This window comes from Streptoverticillium olivoreticuli subsp. olivoreticuli, assembly GCF_003391135.1.
Lineage (GTDB): Bacteria > Actinomycetota > Actinomycetes > Streptomycetales > Streptomycetaceae > Streptomyces > Streptomyces blastmyceticus.
Genome location: NZ_CP031455.1, coordinates 4,903,280 through 4,921,963, shown reverse-complemented (window position 1 = coordinate 4,921,963; position 18,684 = coordinate 4,903,280). Strand labels below are relative to the sequence as shown.

15 protein-coding genes are annotated in these 18,684 nt (G+C 72.6%); 12 read left to right on the top strand and 3 right to left on the bottom strand.

The genetic code is table 11. The annotated features are described in order from the left end of the window. Positions 1–129 precede the first annotated feature (129 nt). The 7 genes from fbaA (at position 130) to DXZ73_RS21510 (ending at position 8,080) form a co-directional block, all read left to right on the top strand. Positions 130–1,152, top strand: coding sequence for a class II fructose-bisphosphate aldolase (gene fbaA, locus DXZ73_RS21545; RefSeq protein WP_116212720.1), 1,023 nt, complete (start codon positions 130–132; stop codon positions 1,150–1,152). Between the two features lie 118 nt (positions 1,153–1,270). After that, the gene (locus DXZ73_RS21540) at positions 1,271–2,791 is read left to right on the top strand and encodes an MFS transporter (RefSeq protein ID WP_116212719.1); all 1,521 of its coding nucleotides are present in this window, start codon (positions 1,271–1,273) and stop codon (positions 2,789–2,791) included. A gap of 485 nt (positions 2,792–3,276) precedes the next feature. Beyond that, entirely contained in the window at positions 3,277–3,690 is a 414-nt protein-coding gene (locus DXZ73_RS21535) for a DUF3151 domain-containing protein (RefSeq protein WP_116212718.1), read from the top strand. Between the two features lie 182 nt (positions 3,691–3,872). Further along, positions 3,873–4,727, top strand: a complete 855-nt coding sequence (locus DXZ73_RS21530; protein ID WP_116212717.1) for a tryptophan 2,3-dioxygenase — start codon at positions 3,873–3,875, stop codon at positions 4,725–4,727. Beyond that, a complete protein-coding gene (kynU, locus tag DXZ73_RS21525; RefSeq protein WP_116212716.1) occupies positions 4,720–5,946 on the top strand; it encodes a kynureninase in 1,227 nt (408 codons plus the stop codon). The genes DXZ73_RS21530 and kynU overlap by 8 nt, the downstream gene beginning before the upstream one ends. 155 nt (positions 5,947–6,101) lie before the next feature. Next, complete coding sequence (locus DXZ73_RS21515) at positions 6,102–7,424, top strand: sensor histidine kinase (protein ID WP_425315853.1); 1,323 nt, start codon at positions 6,102–6,104, stop codon at positions 7,422–7,424. Beyond that, on the top strand, positions 7,421–8,080 hold the full coding sequence (locus tag DXZ73_RS21510; RefSeq protein ID WP_116212715.1) for a response regulator: 660 nt from the start codon (positions 7,421–7,423) through the stop codon (positions 8,078–8,080). Before DXZ73_RS21515 ends, DXZ73_RS21510 begins: the two co-directional genes overlap by 4 nt. A gap of 110 nt (positions 8,081–8,190) precedes the next feature. On the opposite strand, the gene DXZ73_RS21505 is transcribed toward DXZ73_RS21510, so the two are convergent. Further along, a complete protein-coding gene (locus DXZ73_RS21505; RefSeq protein WP_240351433.1) occupies positions 8,191–9,120 on the bottom strand; it encodes a diacylglycerol kinase in 930 nt (309 codons plus the stop codon). 175 nt (positions 9,121–9,295) lie between these two features. Between DXZ73_RS21505 and DXZ73_RS21500 the strand changes: the two genes are divergently transcribed. Next, positions 9,296–10,582 carry an adenylosuccinate synthase gene (locus tag DXZ73_RS21500; RefSeq protein ID WP_116212714.1) on the top strand — a complete coding sequence of 429 codons (1,287 nt, stop codon included), beginning with the start codon at positions 9,296–9,298 and terminating at the stop codon, positions 10,580–10,582. A gap of 80 nt (positions 10,583–10,662) precedes the next feature. On the opposite strand, the gene DXZ73_RS21495 is transcribed toward DXZ73_RS21500, so the two are convergent. After that, positions 10,663–12,354 carry a serine/threonine-protein kinase gene (locus DXZ73_RS21495; protein WP_116212713.1) on the bottom strand — a complete coding sequence of 564 codons (1,692 nt, stop codon included), beginning with the start codon at positions 12,352–12,354 and terminating at the stop codon, positions 10,663–10,665. A 137-nt stretch (positions 12,355–12,491) separates the two neighbouring features. Further along, a complete protein-coding gene (locus DXZ73_RS21490) occupies positions 12,492–12,695 on the bottom strand; it encodes a cold-shock protein (protein WP_015607926.1) in 204 nt (67 codons plus the stop codon). 362 nt (positions 12,696–13,057) lie between these two features. Between DXZ73_RS21490 and DXZ73_RS21485 the strand changes: the two genes are divergently transcribed. The 4 genes from DXZ73_RS21485 (at position 13,058) to DXZ73_RS21470 (ending at position 18,656) form a co-directional block, all read left to right on the top strand. Continuing rightward, positions 13,058–14,413: an aspartate aminotransferase family protein gene (locus tag DXZ73_RS21485; protein ID WP_116212712.1), complete on the top strand. Its 1,356-nt coding sequence runs from the start codon at positions 13,058–13,060 to the stop codon at positions 14,411–14,413. Between the two features lie 124 nt (positions 14,414–14,537). Then, positions 14,538–15,209 carry a GntR family transcriptional regulator gene (locus tag DXZ73_RS21480; protein ID WP_116212711.1) on the top strand — a complete coding sequence of 224 codons (672 nt, stop codon included), beginning with the start codon at positions 14,538–14,540 and terminating at the stop codon, positions 15,207–15,209. A gap of 103 nt (positions 15,210–15,312) precedes the next feature. Then, positions 15,313–17,805 carry a dolichyl-phosphate beta-glucosyltransferase gene (locus DXZ73_RS21475; RefSeq protein ID WP_116212710.1) on the top strand — a complete coding sequence of 831 codons (2,493 nt, stop codon included), beginning with the start codon at positions 15,313–15,315 and terminating at the stop codon, positions 17,803–17,805. A 200-nt stretch (positions 17,806–18,005) separates the two neighbouring features. After that, positions 18,006–18,656 (top strand): hypothetical protein, encoded by a 651-nt coding sequence (locus DXZ73_RS21470; protein WP_116212709.1) that lies wholly within the window; start codon positions 18,006–18,008, stop codon positions 18,654–18,656. The last annotated feature ends 28 nt before the right edge of the window (positions 18,657–18,684 follow it).

Genomic DNA, 18,684 nt, shown 5'->3' with positions numbered 1-18,684 from the left:
TCCACGCGTATCCCGGGTGAGGACCCATGTGGAGCAATTCGGGGAGTCTGGGAAGATGGGGGCGACGATGAACGTCGCCCCCTAGGTCAGGGCCCCCTCGCCCACCCGCACATCACAAGGAGCGGACAGATGCCCATCGCAACCCCCGAGGTCTACAACGAGATGCTCGACCGGGCGAAGGCAGGCAAGTTCGCCTACCCGGCCATCAATGTGACCTCGACGCAGACTCTGCACGCCGCGCTGCGCGGTTTCGCCGAGGCGGAGAGCGACGGCATCATCCAGATCTCCACCGGTGGTGCGGAGTTCCTGGGCGGCCAGTACAGCAAGGACATGGTCTCGGGCGCCGTCGCGCTCGCCGAGTTCGCGCACGTCGTCGCCAAGAAGTACCCGGTGAACATCGCGCTGCACACCGACCACTGCCCGAAGGACAAGCTGGACGGCTACGTCCGCCCGCTGCTGGCCATCTCGCAGGAGCGCGTCGCCGCCGGTCAGAACCCGCTCTTCCAGTCCCACATGTGGGACGGCTCCGCCGAGAAGCTCGACGAGAACCTCGCCATCGCGAAGGAGCTCCTCGCCGAGGCCGTGAAGGCGAAGATCATCCTCGAGGTCGAGATCACCCCGACCGGTGGCGAGGAGGACGGCGTCTCGCACGAGATCAACGACGAGCTCTACACGACCGTCGCCGACGTCGAGAAGACCGTCGAGGCGCTGGGCCTGGGCGAGAAGGGCCGCTACCTGCTGGCCGCCTCCTTCGGCAACGTCCACGGCGTCTACAAGCCGGGCAACGTCGTCCTGAAGCCGGAGCTGCTGCGCGAGCTGCAGGACGGCATCGCCGCGAAGCACGGCAAGGCCGACCCGTTCGACTTCGTCTTCCACGGCGGCTCCGGCTCCACGGCGGAGGAGATCCGCACCGCGCTGGAGAACGGCGTCGTGAAGATGAACCTCGACACGGACACGCAGTACGCCTTCACCCGTCCGGTCGCCGCCCACATGTTCAGCAACTACGACGGTGTGCTGAAGGTCGACGGCGAGGTCGGCACCAAGTCGAAGTACGACCCGCGCACCTGGGGCAAGCTGGCCGAGGCGGGCATGGCCGAGCGCGTCACCAAGGCGTGCGCGGACCTGCGCTCGACGGGTACGAAGCTGAAGTAGCCGTGCGGCACCGGTGACGGTGCGCGCGCAGCCGAAAAGGGTCCTGCCCCCGCTCGCCGAGCGGGGGCAGGACCCTTTTCGCTGGCGGGCCGGGCCCGGCCACGGGATGATTCCGAGCATGAGCGACTCGGCGCGGACCGGGGCCACGACGTCCGGGGCGGTGGGCACGGACGCGCCCGCCGCACGGCTGGGCACGCGCACCGGGCGGGCCGTGCTGCTGACCGCAGTGCTCGGGTCCGGGATGGCGATGCTCGACAGCACCGTCGTCAATGTGGCGCTGCCCCACATCGGAGCGGACCTCAACGCCGACCTGGCCGTGCTCCAGTGGACCGTCAACGCGTACATGCTCACCCTCGCCGGGCTGATCCTGCTGGGCGGGGCGCTCGGGGACCGGTTCGGGCGGCGGCGGGTGTTCGTGGTGGGCGTGGTGTGGTTCGCGCTCGCGTCGCTGCTGTGCGGGCTGGCGCCGAACGCCGCGGTGCTCATCGCCGCGCGGGCGCTGCAGGGCATCGGCGGCGCGCTGCTCACCCCGGGCTCGCTCGCCCTGATCCAGGCGGTCTTCCACCCGGACGACCGGGCCGGGGCGGTCGGGGCGTGGTCCGGGCTCGGCGGGGTGGCGTCGGCGGTCGGCCCCTTCGTGGGCGGCTGGCTGGTGGACGGGCCGGGCTGGCGATGGGTGTTCCTGATCAACCTGCCGCTCGCGGCCGTGTGCGTGCCGGTGGCCCTCCGGTACGTGCCGGAGACCCGCGACCCGAGGGCGCACGGGCGGTTCGACGTGCTCGGCGCGGCGCTGGGGGCGCTGGCACTCGGCGCGGTGACGTACGCCCTGATCGCCGCGCCCCAGAAGGGCGCCTCGCCCTGGGTGATCGGCCCCGCGGTCGGCGGAGTGCTGCTGGGGGTGGCGTTCTGGTGGGTGGAGCGGCGGCGGGCCGAGCCGATGCTGCCGCCGGGGATCTTCGCGAACCGGATGTTCTCGTCGGTCAACGCCGTGACCGTCTGCGTCTACGCCGCCTTCAGCGGCTTCTTCTTCCTCGCCGTGCTCCAGCTCCAGATCGTGGTCGGCTGGTCCGCGCTGGCGGCGGGCACGGCCCTGCTGCCCACCACCGTGCTGATGCTGCTGCTGTCCGCGCGCTCCGGCCGCTTCGCGCAGGCCATCGGCCCGCGGATCCCGCTGACCGTCGGCCCGTTGCTGTGCGCGGCGGGACTGCTGCTGATGACCCGGGTCGGGCCGGGCGCGGTGTACTGGCGGGACGTCCTGCCCGCGCTCGTCGTGCTCGGCATGGGCATGGTGGTGCTCGTCGCCCCGCTCACCTCGACGGTCCTGGCCTCCGTGGACGTCGGCCGCGCGGGGCTCGCCAGCGGCATCAACAACGCGGCGGCGCGGGCGGCGGGCCTGATCGCGGTGGCCGCGCTGCCGCTGCTCGCGGGGATGGGACCGGACACCTACCGCGACCCCGACGCGTTCACGGGCGCGTTCCACCGCTCGATGCTCTTCTGTGCGGGTTCGCTGGTGGTGGGGGCGATCCTGGGCTGGTCCACGGTCCGCCCTGCGGGCCGCAGGTGCCGGCCCGAGGCGGCGTACCACTGCGGCGTCTCGGCCCCGCCGCTGGATCCGGGGGACGAGTCTTCTTCTGCGTAGCGCTTGGGCGCGCGGCTGCATTCCTGGGTGCGGTCCGTTGTGCCTACGGGCCGGCTACGCCTGCGGCGGGCTTTTCCCCACCCCGCCCCTTCCCGCAGCGTCTGATGCTCGGCTCCGCCGAGGCCGGGGCTCCGCCCCGGACCCGTGCTCGGGTGCGGCCCGGTGGGCTTTGTTCCCCCACCCCGCCCCTTCCCGGCTGTATCGATTTGCGGCTCCGCCGCGTGGGGGGCTTCGCCCCAGACCCCGGAGCACGCTCCGCGCGCTGTCCTCAAACGCCGGACGGGCTGAAATCAGCCCGTCCGGCGTTTGAGGACGCGCCCGCAGGGCGCCCCCGCCGCTGGGGGCACCTCCCAGCGGTAGCTGGGGGAGGCAACGGACCCGCAGGCGCAGGTGCAACCCCAGCCCGCCGCAGGCGGACCCCCGCAGGGGAAAAGGCCGCACCCACACCCGCGCCGCCAGCGCAGCGACAAGGCAGACTGGAGCGCATGTCCATTCACGAGAACCTGCTCGGGGGACCGCCCCCGACTCACCTGCCCGACGATCCCGAGCCGCGCGAGCTGCTCGCCTCCGGTGCCGCGCCGGCCGAGGTCGCGGCCAAATATCCGGCGTCCTCGCTCGCGTGGGCGCAGCTCGCCGACGAGGCGTTCGAGGGCGGCCGGGTCGTCGAGTCCTATGCGTACGCCCGCACCGGCTACCACCGCGGGCTCGACGCCCTGCGCCGCAGCGGCTGGAAGGGGCACGGCCCGGTGCCCTTCGAGCACGAGCCGAACCGTGGCTTCCTGCGCGCGCTGCACGCGCTCGCGCGGGCCGCGCAGTCGATCGGTGAGCAGGAGGAGTACGAGCGCTGCTCGGCGTTCCTGAGGGACAGCTCCCCGACGGCCGCCAACACGCTGGGCTGACCTGAAGGACCGGCCGAACGCCCCGCGCGGAGCGGGGCGTTCCGGCTGTCGGCGGAGTTATCCACAGGCCTTGCCGCGGGCGGCGGCAGGGACGGATGATGCGTGGCAGGGGACCGGGGCTCCGATGCCGACGGGAAGGGGCGGACCGCTACCCGGAAGCACGTCATGCCGAGGAGAGCGCGATGTCGCAGCCGCAGCCACCCCGCCCGCACGCCCCGGAGGCCGCCGGGGCCTCCCCGAACCTCGACTTCGAGGGCACCACGCCGTACGAGGACTATGTCCGGGCCTCGGTCCTCAGCCGGCTCCAGGAGCCGCTCTCCGACGACCCCGGGGAGATGGCCTTCCTGGTCACCACCCAGGTGATGGAGCTGTGGTTCACCGTCCTCGTGCACGAGTGGCGGACCGCGGGCCTCGCGCTCCGCCGTGACGACCTGGAGACCGCGCTGGCCGCGCTCAAGCGGTCGGCGTACGAGCTGGAGTCGCTCAACGCCTCCTGGAAGCCGATCGCGCATCTGACGCCTGGTCAGTTCAATGCGTACCGGGGCGCGCTCGGCGAGGCGTCCGGGTTCCAGTCGGCCACCTACCGCCGCCTGGAGTTCCTGCTCGGCGAGAAGTCCGCGGCCATGCTGGTGCCCTATCGCGGCGCCCCCCGCGACGCCGCCGAGCTGGAGAAGGCCCTCCACGAGCCGAGTCTGTACGACGAGGTGCTGCGCCATCTGGCACGCCTGGGCCATGAGATACCCCGGGCCGTGCTCGACCGCGATGTCTCCGAGCGGTATGCCGCCGACCCGGGCGTCGAGCGGGTCTGGCAGCGGATCTACGAGGGCCCCCGGCACAGCGGCGAGTGCCGCCTGGGCGAGAGCCTGACCGAGGTCGCCGAGCTGGTCTGGCGCTGGCGCAACGACCACCTCGTGGCGACCCGCCGGGCGATGGGCTCGAAGGTCGGCACGGGCGGTTCCTCGGGGGTGGCCTGGCTGGAGAAACGGGCCGCGAAGACCGTCTTCCCCGAGCTGTGGACGGCGCGCAGCCATGTCTGACGTGAAGGGTGTGGAGATGGGCGGAGCGCTCGGCCGGGAAGCCGCCGCGCTGGACGCCGCCGACGTACTCCGCGCCAAGCGGGCGGAGTTCGCGCTCGCGGACGGCACGGTGTATCTCGACGGCAACTCCCTCGGCGCCCTGCCCGGCGCCGTGGCCGGCCGGCTCGCGGATGTCATCGGGCGGGAGTGGGGTCGGCTGGGGATCCGCTCCTGGACCGAGTCCGGCTGGTGGTCGGCGCCCGAGCGGGTCGGTGACCGGATCGGCGGGCTCGTCGGGGCCGCGCCCGGGCAGATCGTGGTCGGCGACTCCACGAGCGTCAATGTCTTCAAGGCGGTCGTGGCGGCCGTCCGCATCGCCCGGGAGCGGGCGCCGGGCCGCGACGAAGTGCTCGTCGACGCGGCCACGTTCCCCACCGACGGCTATGTCGCCGAGTCCGCCGCCCGGATGACGGGCTGCCGGGTCCGGGCCGTGCCCGCCGCCGCGCTGGCCGGGGAGGCCGGGCCGCGCACCGCCGCCGTGCTGGTCAACCACGTCGACTACCGCACGGGCCGCCTGCACGACCTGCCCGCCGTGACCGCCGCCGCGCACACCGCGGGAGCCCGCGTCGTTGTGGACCTGTGCCACAGCGCGGGCGCCCTGCCGGTCGAACTCGACGCGTACGGCGTGGACTTCGCGGTCGGCTGCACGTACAAGTACCTCAATGGCGGGCCCGGCTCGCCCGCCTATCTCTACGTCCGCCACGAGCTCCAGCCCCGCTTCGACTCACCGCTGCCCGGCTGGAACTCCCACGCCGACCCCTTCGCGATGTCGCCCGCCTACACCCCCGCCGACGGCGCGGCCCGCGGCCGGGTCGGCACGCCGGAGATCCTCTCCCTCCTCGCGCTCGACACCGCGCTCGACGTGTGGGAAGGGGTGGCGCTCGCGGACGTAAGGGCCAAGAGCCTCGCCCTGACGGACTTCTTCCTGCGCTGCGTCGAGGAGTACGTCCCCGAGGGCCGCGTCGAGAGCGTCACGCCCGCCGCGCACGCGGAGCGCGGCAGCCAGGTGGCGCTGCGCTGCTCCGGAGCGGGCGCGGTGATGGAGGAGCTCATACGCCGCGGGGTCGTCGGGGACTTCCGGCCCCCGGACGTCCTGCGCTTCGGCTTCACCCCGCTGTACACGGGCTTCGCCGACGCCGAGCGCGCGGCGCGGGTGCTGGCGGAGGTGCTGGGCCCCTGACCGCGGGCGGCCCCGTCGGGCATCCGGCGGGGCCAGGAGCCGCGGGGCGGGCAGGGAAACCCTCGCAGGACCGCGCGTAGTACTTGAGACGGACGCCCGGAGATCCTCATCCTTGCGGACGCCCCGACCACGCGCCTTTGCCTACCTTTGATGGTGTGACCGACACCTATGAGCCCAGTCTGCGCAGCGAGATGCGCCTGGCGAAGAGCGCCATCGGCGGGCTTCGCGAGGACCTCTTCACCGACGCCTTCGCCTTCCGGCCGCTGCCACCGCTGCCCGCCGGGCACCGGCTGGTCCGCGGGCTGCCGGGCCGCGCCGAGCGCTACGCCCGGTGGTTCCCGCACATCGCCCTCGTCGGCTTCACCTGCGTCGTCATGCTCGCGGCCGCCGACCGCCAGGGCGGCCCGTACGGGCTGGTCACGGCGCTGGTCATCGGCATACCGATGGTCATGACGCTCTTCCGGCCCGTCGGCGCGTGGTGGCTGTCGACGGGCGCGCTGCTGTTCTCGGGAACGCTCCTGAGCGGCTACGGCCCCTGGTCGCCGGGCGGGTTCTTCTCCCACCTCTTCGTCATGCTGGTCGTGGCGCTGCGGACCCGGCCCCGCGTGGCGGCCGAGATGTGGCTGCTCACCGGCGCGCTGGGGGTCTTCAGCGGGCTGTTCCTCAGGACGTTCGGCGCGTACGGCAGTGGCTTCTTCGTCGCCGACCTGTTCCAGATGCTGATCCTCTCCGGCATCCTCCTCTTCGTCGTCCTGGCCGTCCGCGGCCTGCGCGAGTCCAAGCAGCAGGTCGCCGCGCAGGCGGCCGTCACCGAGGTGGAGCGGTCCCGGCGCACGGTCCTGGAGGAGCGCACCACCATCGCCCGCGAGCTGCACGACGTCGTCGCCCACCACATGTCGGTCGTCGCGATCCAGGCGGAGGCGGCCCCGTACCGCGTCGAGGACACCCCGCCGGAGCTCGCCGCCGCCTTCCAGACGATCCGCGAGAACGCGGTGGCGGCCCTGACCGAGCTGCGCCGCGTCCTCGGCGTCGTACGGTCGGAGAACCCCGACGCCTTCGCCGGGCCCGAGGCGCCGCAGCCCACCCTCGCCGACATCGGCGCGCTGATCGACAACGTCCGCGCGGCCGGTCCCGCCGTGGAGTACGTCACCACGGGCGCGGTGCGGCCCCTGCCGCAGGGCGTGGAGCTGTCGGCGTACCGCATCGTGCAGGAGGCGCTGAGCAACGCGCTGCGGCACGCGCCCGGCGCCGACGTCCGGGTGGAGATCAGCCATGTGCTCGGCGGGCTCGGCCTGCGCGTCGTCAACGGCCCGGCGGACCGCCTGGCCAAGCCCTCGCCCGGCGCCGGGCACGGCGTCCTCGGCATGCGGGAGCGGGTCGGGATGCTCGGCGGCGAGATGACGGCGGAGGCCACGGAGGACGGCGGCTACGAGGTCGCCGCGTTCCTCCCCGTCGCCCTGGGCGAGGCGGCCGCATGACCATCCGCGTGCTGATCGTCGACGACCAGATGATGGTCCGCGAAGGGTTCTCCGTCCTGCTGAACGCCCAGCCCGACATCGAGGTCGTCGGGGAGGCCCTGGACGGGCGGCAGGCCGTCCAGCAGGTCGCGGCGCTGCGCCCCGACGTCGTCCTGATGGACATCCGGATGCCCGTGCTCAACGGCCTGGAGGCGACCCGGGAGATCGTCGCGGCGGACGCCGACGCGAAGGTGCTGGTGCTGACCACCTTCGACCTGGACGAGTACGTCTACCAGGCGCTGCGCGCCGGGGCGAGCGGCTTCCTGCTCAAGGACGCCTCCGCCCGCCAGCTCGCGGACGGTGTGCGGGTCGTGGCGTCCGGCGAGGCGCTCCTCGCGCCGACGGTCACCAAGCGGCTCATCCAGGAGTTCTCGCGGCTCGGCGCGCCGAAGGTGCCGACGCAGGACCGGATCGGGGACCTCACGGAGCGGGAGACGGAGGTGCTGGTGCTGGTGGCCCAGGGCTGCTCCAACTCCGAGATCGCGGCGGGGCTGGTGGTGGCGGAGTCGACGGTGAAGACGCATGTGAGCCGGATCCTGGTGAAGCTGGGGCTTCGGGACCGGACGCAGGCGGCGGTCTTCGCGTACGAGGCGGGGTTGGTGACCCCGGGGCGGTGACGCGGCCGTTGCCGGGTGCGGGCTCTGTGCTCCCCCAGCTACCGCTGGGAGGTGCCCCCACGGGCTGAATTTCCGCACCCCAGGGGCAGCGCCGGGCAACAAACCTCCGCTCACCCCCGCGGCAGCACCAGTCGCCACGCCCCCTCCCGTACCGACCACGTGCGCGTCCGGACCGGGCCCGTCAGGACGTTGTCCGCGCGGTAGTGGAACGAGGGGCCCGAGATCGAGACGCGGGTCGCGCGGGCGACGGACGGCAGTTCCGCGGAGTGCGTGTGGACGGTCACCTCCGCCTGACCGTCCACCGCGCACACCGCCACCCGCGCCACCGGCTCGTCCAGATCCACCAGCAGCACCCCGTCCGCCTCCACCCGCAGCCGTGTGCAGGACGGCAGCTGGTGGCGGGCCGCCGGGCCGGTCAGCAGCGTCAGGGCCGAGCGTGCCGTGCGCGCCGCGGGCGACCACCACGACTGATGATCACCGACGCCGCCCTCTCCGGCGGCGACTTCAGTGACATCAGCCACGTCGGCTATGCCCGTTTCCGGTGACCCGTTCGGCTCAGCCGCCGCCATCGCCTCCGGCGTCCGGTTCAGGCCACCCGGCCCCGGGATCCACAGCCCGCCCAGGACGACTCCGCCGGCGTCGTCGACCAGTGCGTCCAGCCGCCGCTCGGCGCCGTCCAGCACGGCCCGGGAGGCCGCGACCGTGCCCAGGGGCACCCCCAGCGCACGGGCCAGCGACACGGCGGGCAGCGCACCGACCGGGACCAGGGAGACCGGGACTTCCGGCAGGTCACGGCGCTGGTGCAGCAGATGGACGACGCGCAGCAGCGCCCGGTCGTCGCCGATGACGACGGGCCGCCTGCGGCCCCGGCGGGCCAGGGCGCGCTCGACGTCCTGCGGCCCCTCGGGGAAGCAGATTTTGGCCACCGCGCCGCCGCAGAGGACATCCCTCGCGATCCGTACGGACTCGCCGTCCACACGGCGGGCGACCGGGTCGATGACCACGAGCAGAGGCTGCTCGGTGGAGTCTGGAGCCGACACCTCGGTCCTTCCTCAGGTAATCTCTCGGTGCAAGAGCCCCTGTCGCTGTTGCGCCAGGGGCTTCGTCTATCCGGGGCACCGGTTCGACGGCTCTAGCGGTGGTGTACGCCCTGAGCAAGCGGGTGAACACCACCACGCACGTTGGACATGCCCCGCCCGGAAGGGGTGTACGCCTGTGCCCGCACTTGTGCTGCTCGGTGCTCAGTGGGGTGACGAGGGCAAGGGAAAGGCCACCGACCTCCTCGGTGGATCCGTGGACTATGTGGTGCGCTACCAAGGTGGCAACAACGCCGGCCACACGGTGGTCGTCGGCGACCAGAAATACGCGCTGCATCTCCTCCCTTCCGGAATCCTCTCGCCGGGGTGCACCCCGGTGATCGGCAACGGAGTCGTCGTCGACCCGGCGGTCCTGCTCTCCGAGCTGAGCGGACTCAACGAGCGCGGCGTCGACACGTCCAAGCTGCTGCTCAGCGGTAACGCGCACCTGATCACGCCGTACCACACCACGGTCGACAAGGTGACGGAACGCTTCCTCGGCTCGCGGAAGATCGGCACCACGGGCCGTGGCATCGGCCCGACCTACGCGGACAAGATCAACCGCGTGGGCATCCGCGTCCAGGACCTCTACGACGAGTCGATCCTGACGCAGAAGGTCGAGGCCGCTCTCGACTTCAAGAACCAGATCCTGGCGAAGCTCTACAACCGCCGGGCCATCGAGGCCGGCGCGATCGTCGAGGAGCTGCTCACCTACGCCGAGCAGATCAAGCCGTACGTGGCCGACACGACGCTGATCCTCAACAACGCCATCGACGAGGGCAAGGTCGTCCTCTTCGAGGGCGGCCAGGGCACGCTGCTCGACGTGGACCACGGCACGTACCCCTTCGTCACCTCGTCCAACCCGACCGCGGGCGGCGCCTGCACGGGTGCGGGCGTGGGCCCGACGAAGATCAGCCGCGTGATCGGCATCCTCAAGGCGTACACCACGCGAGTGGGCGCCGGTCCGTTCCCGACCGAGCTGTTCGACAAGGACGGCGAGGCGCTGCGCACCATCGGTGGCGAGCGCGGTGTGACCACCGGCCGTGACCGCCGCTGCGGCTGGTTCGACGCGGTCATCGCCCGCTACGCGACCCGCGTCAACGGCCTGACGGACTTCTTCCTCACCAAGCTCGACGTGCTCACGGGCTGGGAGCAGATCCCGGTCTGCGTCGCGTACGAGATCGACGGCAAGCGCGTCGAGGAGCTGCCCTACAGCCAGAGCGACTTCCACCACGCGAAGCCGATCTACGAGATGCTGCCGGGCTGGTCCGAGGACATCACCAAGGCCAAGACCTTCTCCGACCTGCCGAAGAACGCGCAGGCGTACGTGAAGGCCCTGGAGGAGATGTCCGGCGCGCCGATCTCCGCGATCGGCGTCGGCCCGGGCCGCACCGAGACGATCGAGATCAACTCCTTCCTCTCGTAAGGCCTGTCGCTGCAAAAGGCGGAAGGTCGCACACAGCGCCCCGGTGGCTTCGGCCGCCGGGGCGCTGTGCGCTGTCCGGCTCATCCCGCCTTGCGGTAGATCAGCGGCGCCTTGTCGGTGCCGACGAAGCGGCGGCTGAGCGAGCCGTCCGGGAGGATCGTCAGCTCCGTGGGCTCGCCCGGTGAGCAGGCGCCGGACGGCTCGCCGAGCGTGACGGTCGAGGGGCCGAGGCGGAGCGGGGCGCCGGAGGTGCCGCCGCCGCTGAGGGGCGCGGTCCACGCGCAGCGGTAGACGGTGCCGTCGTCGGTGGTGCCGCTGCCGGTGATGTCGGCCACGGGGGCGCCGACGGAACCCTGGCTGATGACGATCCGGCGGGAGTTGGGGCCGCCCTTGGTGGAGAAGTCGGACTGCCAGGTGCCCAGGAACGCCTGTGGCACGGGGCCGGGGGCCTTGCCGTCGTCCGGCGTCGTCGCCGGGAGCGTGCCGGAGGACGGGGTGGGCGCACCGGGCGTAGAGGGCGCCGGTGCGGGGCCGTGCGCGCTGTTGTCCGCGCCCCGCTTGAGCAGATAGAACGCGCCGCCGCCCGCGAGCAGCCCGGCGGCCACCACCGCGGCCAGCACGACGGGCGTCCGGGAGCGGCGCGGGGGAGGCGGGGGCGCGTACCCGACTTGGGTGGCGCCGGCGTACGGGCCCGCGTGCGGATATCCGTGGGCGGGCGGCGGCAGGGGCTGTGAGATCGCCCGGCCCGCGGTCACGGTCGGCGGCTCGGCGGCCGGGGGCGGGCCCGGCGGGGATATCAGCGTCGGGTCGGGCACGGGCGCGGCGGGCGGCAGGGGGCCCGTGGAGCGTACGGGCTCCTCGACGTCCAGCAGTTGCACGGCGTGCCGGCCGAGCCTGGCCACCAGGGCGCCCGGCAGCCAGGGGTCGGCGGACGCGAGGTCGGCGGACAGCTCCTCGACGCCGGTGCGCTCCAGCACCTGCGCGGGTGTCGGCCGCTCGGCCGGGTCCTTGGCGAGGAACTCCAGGATCAGCGGCCGGAGGGCGCCGGGGACGTCGGTGAGGTCCGGCTCCTCCTCGGCGATGCGGTACATCAGGGCGTGCACCCCGCTGTCCGCCGTGCCGAAGGGCAGCCGCCCGGTGGCCGCGTAGGCCAGCACCGAGCCGAGGCAGAAGACGTCGGCGGCGGCGGTGACGCGGGCGCCGCGCACCTGCTCGGGCGACATGAAGCCGGGGGAGCCCACGGCGGCACCGGTCCGGGTGAGCCCGTCGCCGTCGGCCACGCTCTCCAGGGCGCGGGCGATGCCGAAGTCGATGACGCGGGGGCCGTCCAGGGTGATCAGGACGTTCGACGGCTTGAGGTCGCGGTGGACGACGCCCGCGGCGTGGATCGCCTGGAGGGCGCGGGCGAGCCCTGCGCCGAGGATGCGCACGGACCGCTCGGGCAGCGGTCCGAAGTCACGGTCCACGACCTGCCGCAGGGACGGCCCCGCGACATAGCCGGTGGCGACCCAGGGGATCTCCGCTTCGGTGTCCGTGTCGAGGACGGACGCGGTCCACTCCCCGCCGACCTGCCGCGCGGCCCGCACCTCCGCGCGGAAGCGGCGGCGGAACTCCTCCTGGCCGGCCAGCTCCCGGTGGACCAGCTTGACCGCCACCGTGCGGCCGCGGTCGGAGCGGGCCAGATAGACGCGCCCCATGCCGCCGGCGCCGAGCCGCCCGAGCAGCCGATATGCGCCGAGTGTCCGTGGATCCTCCGGCCGCAGGCTTTCCATGGCGCCCTCTCCTCCCCGATTTCCCCCGTGTGTACCTCGCGGAGAATAGCGGGACGCCAAACGGCCGGGACCCCGCACGGTGAAAGTGCGGGAGTCCCGGCCGCTTCCCGGCCGAGGCCGGTTACGCGCGAGGCGTGTCAGGCGGGAACGATGTTCTCCGCCTGCGGGCCCTTCTGGCCCTGCGTGACGTCGAAGGAGACCTTCTGGCCCTCCTGGAGCTCACGGAAGCCCTGCGTCGCGATGTTCGAGTAGTGCGCGAAGACGTCGGCGCCGCCGCCGTCCTGCTCGATGAAGCCGAAGCCCTTTTCCGAGTTGAACCACTTAACGGTGCCGGTAGCCAAGACAGATCTCCTACAAGACAGCGGTGTCGAAATTCCGTACTGCACGGAATAATGCAAGTGCGCCCGAAGGTCACAGACCGTCAGGCGCACAGGGGAAAACAGATCCAAAACCGCAACGGAAAATGACCGTAGCACGCGCGGCAGGTCCTCCGGCGAATTTCTCCGCGACAATTTTTTCCGTGCCGTGCCGGGCGCCCGCGGTCACCCGGCACTGTGTCGGCGCGCGTGGCGAGCGCCATACACAGTGCCGGTACCCGGGCCGTGCCCCGCTCCCTACGCTGACGGTTCCGTGACCGCCGCAGGTCACCGCGGTGCCCGTCACCGCTTGCCACCGCGAGCCGAACCGATCCGAGGTAACGACCGTGAGCACGCAGCCCGACCCGCGCCTGGGCGCCGCCGTCAAGGCCGCCGACCGCGCGCACGTCTTCCACTCCTGGTCCGCGCAGGGCCTCATCGAACCACTGGCCGTGGCCGGGGCCGAGGGCTCGTACTTCTGGGACCACGACGGCAACCGCTACCTCGACTTCTCCTCCCAGCTGGTCAACACCAACATCGGCCATCAGCACCCCAAGGTCGTCGCCGCGATCCAGGAGCAGGCGGGGCGGCTGTGCACCATCGCGCCGGGCTTCGCGGTGGACGTGCGGTCCGAGGCGGCGCGGCTGATCGCCGAGCGGACGCCCGGCGACCTCGACAAGATCTTCTTCACCAACGGCGGCGCCGAGGCGGTCGAGAACGCCGTCCGCATGGCCCGGCTGCACACCGGCCGCCCCAAGGTGCTCAGCGCCTACCGCTCGTACCACGGCGCGACCGCGGCGGCCATCAACCTCACCGGCGACCCGCGCCGCTGGCCCTCCGACACCGCATCGGCGGGCGTCGTGCACTTCTGGGCGCCCTTCCTCTACCGCTCGCCCTTCCACGCGGAGAGCGAGGAGCAGGAGTGCGAGCGCGCGCTGCGGCACCTTGAGGACACCATCGCCTTCGAGGGCCCGGGGACCATCGCCGCGATCGTCCTGGAGACCGTGCCCGGCACGGCCGGGATCATGGTCCCGCCGCCCGGCTACCTCCCGGGCGTCCGCGAGATCTGCGACCGCCACGGCATCGTCTTCGTCCTGGACGAGGTGATGGCGGGCTTCGGGCGTACGGGCCACTGGTTCGCCGCCGACCGCTTCGGCGTCACCCCCGACCTGCTGACCTTCGCCAAGGGCGTCAACTCCGGCTATGTGCCGCTCGGCGGCGTCGCCATCTCCGCCGAGATCGCCGCCACCTTCGACACCCGCCCCTACCCCGGCGGACTCACCTACTCCGGGCATCCGCTGGCCTGTGCCTCGGCCGTGGCGACGATCAACGCGATGGCCGAGGAGGGCATCGTGGAGAACGCCGCGCACCTCGGTGAGAGAGTCCTCGGGCCCGGCCTGCGCGAGCTCGCCGAGCGCCACCGCAGCGTCGGCGAGGTCCGGGGTCTGGGCGCCTTCTGGGCGCTCGAACTGGTCAAGGACCGCGTCACCCGCGAGCCCCTGGTGCCCTACAACGCCTCCGGGGAGGCGAACGCCCCCATGGCCGCCTTCGCCGCGGCCTGCAAGAAGTCCGGCCTGTGGCCCTTCGTGAACATGAACCGCACCCATGTCGTCCCGCCGTGCACTCTCACGGAGGCGGAGGCAGCGGAGGGCCTCGCCCTCCTCGACGCGGCGCTCACGGTGGCCGACGCGCACACCGTCTGACGCGGGAAGGTAGCGTTCGTCCTTCCCGCGCGCACGCCCGTACGCACCGCGACGGCCCTCGCCTATCTTGGTCGGGGGCCGTTCGCATGCGGGCGCACGGTCACGGAAGGAGAGACGGACGACGATGCCCGGCAGCGAGGCTGTCAGACGGACGACGCTGCGCTCGCAGATCGCCGACGCCCTGCGCGACGAGGTGATAGCGGCGCGGCTCCCGGCGGGCCGCCAGTTCACGGTCAAGGAGATCGCCGAGCAGTACGGCGTCTCGGCGACCCCGGTGCGCGAGGCGCTGCTCGACCTCTGCTCGCAGGGGCTGCTCGACGTGGAGCTGCACAAGGGCTACCGCGTGCGCGAGTTCACCTACGCCGACTTCCGGGACATGGTCGAGGCCCGGGCCCTGATCGTGGAGGGCATCTTCCGGCGCTCCGCCGTGCGCGCGCTGTGCGAGGCCACCCCGGCGGCCCTCGCGTCCGTGCGGCGGCGGGCCGAGGAGGCGGGCCGGGCGGCGCAGGCCGGCGATCTGGACATCCTCATCGGCTACGACCTGCGCTTCTGGCGCGAGCTGGCCGGGCTGGTCGGAAACCCCTATATATCGGACTTCCTCGACCGGGTCCGGGTGCAGAGCTGGATCTTCACCGTGCCGCTGCTGCGCAGGATGCCGTCGCTGCGCGGCCGCCTGTGGCACGGGCACGGCGAGCTCGTCGAGGCCGTGGCGGCCCAGGACGCGGTGGCCGCGGAAAGCATCATTGCCGCATACAACGAACATTCCCTGGCATTGATCAGCGGGCTGACCGAATAGGGTCGAAGGCCAGGTCATGGTCATCGGCTGACGGGACGGAATCGGAATGAAAATAACCACGAACCCGCAACCGGCACGTGTTTGAGGGCGTCCAGATCTCGTGATGCCGCCTTCCCAGCCGTCCTGGCCCCAGCAGGCCGATTCCACCGCCTCCCGGCCCGACACCTCCGCGGCGCCGGCCGTCGACCTGACGGTGATCGTCCCGGCGTACGACGAGGAGGACCGGCTCGGCCCCACGCTCGAGGCGATCCGCGCCCACCTCACCGCCGAGAAGGACGCGACCACGTGGGAGCTGATCGTCGTCGACGACGGCTCCACGGACGCCACCGCGGACATCACCGAGGCCGCCGCCGCCACCGAGCCCCGCATCCGGCTGCTGCGCACCCCCGAGAACCGCGGCAAGGGCCACGCCGTCCGCACCGGGGTGCTCGCCTCGCGCGGCCGCCGCGTCCTGGTCACCGACGCCGACCTGGCCACCCCCATCGAGGAGCTCGGCCTCCTCGCCCGCAGCCTGGACGCGGGCGCCACCGCCGCCGTCGGCTCCCGCGCGCTGCCCGGCTCCCGGATAGCCGTCCGCCAGCACGCCGTGCGCGAGCTCATGGGCCGGGCCGGCTCCCGGCTGATACGGGCCGCCGCCGTGCCGGGGATACGGGACACCCAGTGCGGCTTCAAGCTCTTCGACGGCGACAAGGTCCGTACCGCCTTCGCCCGGTCCCGGCTGGACGGCTGGAGCTACGACGTCGAGCTGCTGCGCTTCTTCCACCAGCGGGGCTGGGAGGTCGCCGAGGTGCCCGTCCGCTGGTCCCACCAGCCCGGTTCCAAGATCGGGCCGCTGGCCTACCCCACCGTGCTCGCCGACCTCGTGCGGCTGCGCTGGCACGCGGCCGACCCCGTACGCCTCGCCGTCCCCGCGCTCTTCCTCCTCGTCTCCTTCGTGCTCTACGGAGGGCTGTGGGGCGGACTCGGCCACAGCTACCTCGCCGACTCCGGCTCCGACCAGACGCAGTGGGAATGGTTCTTCGCCGTCACCGCCGACAACGTCGCCCACCTGCGCGACCCGCTCTTCACCGGGCTCCAGAACTTCCCGCTCGGCGTGAACCTCATGGCCAACACCGCCATGCTCGGGCTCTCCGTGCCGCTCGCGCCCGTGACGCTCGCCTTCGGCGCGCACGTCACCTGGGCGATCGTGCTGACCGGCGGCCTGGCCGTCACCGCCTGCTCCTGGTACTGGCTGATCGCCAAGCGCTTCGTCCGCTCCCGCTGGGCGGCCGCGCTGGGCGGCGGGTTCTGCGCCTTCGCGCCGCCGATGATCTCGCACGGCAACGCGCACCCCAACTTCCTCGTCCTGTTCATGATCCCGCTGATCGTCGACCGGATGCTGCGGCTGTGCGAGGGCACCCGGCCGACGCGCGACGCGGTGCTGCTCGGCCTGTTCCTCACCTACCAGATCTTCCTCGGCGAGGAGGCGCTGCTGCTGGCCGTGACCGGCCTCGCGCTCTTCGCCTTCGGCTACGCGGTCGCCGACCCCGACGCCGCCCGCGCCGTCTCCGGACGGCTGCTGCGCGGCCTCGGCATCGCCGCCCTCGTCGCGCTGCCGCTGGTCGCCTACCCCCTGGGATGGCAGTTCCTCGGCGCGCAGAGCTACCACAGCGTGCTGCACGGCGAGGTCGGCAACAACCCGATGGCGCTGCTGGAGTACGCCACCCGGTCGCTGGGCGGCGACGCGCGGACCGCCGCATCGCTGTCCGTCAACAGGACCGAGGAGAACGCCTTTTTCGGCTGGCCGCTCGTCGCCCTGGCCGTCGCCCTCGTCATCCGCATGTGGCACCAGCCGCGGGTCCGCGCCCTCGGCTTCACCGCGCTCGCCGCCGCCGTGCTCTCCCTCGGCCGCACCATCCCGCTGCTCGGCACGGACAAGACGCTGCCCGGCCCCTGGCGGCTCGTCGGCAAGCTGCCGTTCTTCGAGTCGGTCATCGAGTCCCGCGTGGCGATGATCTGCGTGCCCGCCCTGGGCATCCTCCTCGCCCTCGCCTGCGACCGGCTGGCCGCGCGCCGGATGCGCAGCGAACGCGAACGCTCGCACCGGCTGCTCGGCTGGGCGGCGCTCACCGTGGCCCTCCTCCCGCTCGTCCCCACGCCGTACCGCACCGTCGAACGCGAGCCGGTGCCCGCGTTCATCGCGGACGGCACATGGCGCGAGCACGTACGGCCCGGCCGCACGCTGGTGCCCGTGCCCGTGCCGAGCCCCTCCGACACCGAGGCGCTGCACTGGCAGGTCCGCGCCGACCTCGGCTTCGCCTTCCCCGGCGGCTACTTCAACGGCCCCTGGGGCCCCGACCGCATCGGCATCTACGGCCCGGAGCCGCGCCCCACGTCGGAACTCCTCCGCAAGGTCCACGAAACCGGCAAGATCCCGGAGATCGGCGACCAGCAGCGCCGCGAGTTCCGCGAGGACCTGCGCTTCTGGAAGGCGGACGCGGTTGTCCTGGACCCGGAGGTGAACGGCGCGGCTCTGCGCGAGGCGGTGACGCGCCTGGCGGGCGCGGAACCGAGGAAGACGGGCGGGGTCTGGGTCTGGGACGTGGCGGGCCACTGAGGGGGCTCTGCCCCCAGACCTCCAGGGGTGCGCAAAATAAGCCCGTCCGGCGATTGAGGACGCGGCCGCAGGCCGCTCCCGCCGCAGGCGGCAACCGACCCGTACCCGGAAGCGATGGCTCGCCCAGTATGACAACCGACCCATCCGCACTACTCTGGCCCGACCATTTGGCGCACGCCCCCCAACGAGAGTGAGCTCACGTGGCCTGTGACCTCTGGCTTGTCCCCCTCGTCGATGTGCTGTGCCACAGCCCCGACAACCCCTTCGCCGACGAGATCGCCGTCTACGACAAGGCGCTCGACGAGGCGGGCCTGCCGCCCGTCCCCGTCTTCGGCTATATGCCGGGGCTCTCCGGGGACGTCGCCCCGGTCGCCGGCTTCGACTACGACGCGCTGCACTTCCTGCGCCGCGCCCACCTGCTGAACCTGTGCGGGCTGGCCGTGACCCCCGTCGACGAACTCGGGGGAGACTACGAGCAGTTGCTGGAGATGTTCGAGACGACGGCCCAGCAGTCGCACCTGGTGTGGCACTACGACCACGCCGGGGCCTATGTGCCGGTCGACTTCGCGCACCCGCTGACCAACGACGAACTCCTCGAGGGCGGCGGCCCCTTGGGCTCCAGCCAGGGCCTGCTGAGGGAACTCCACTCCGTGGCGCCGGCCTTGGGCATCGACCCCGCCAACCCGCCCGCCGCGCCCGCCGCGCCGGAGCGGCCCACGGGGCTGGAGGAGCCCGCGGCGCCGGGCCCGTACGACGCCAGCCCGTTCGCGCGGGAGCGCCACGTCTGGCTGGGGCTGCACGCGGCGGCCACCCGCAGCCTGGGACAGGGCTCGATGATCGTCTTCAGTTAGCGGGTGGCGCCCGCACGGAAAAGCCCCG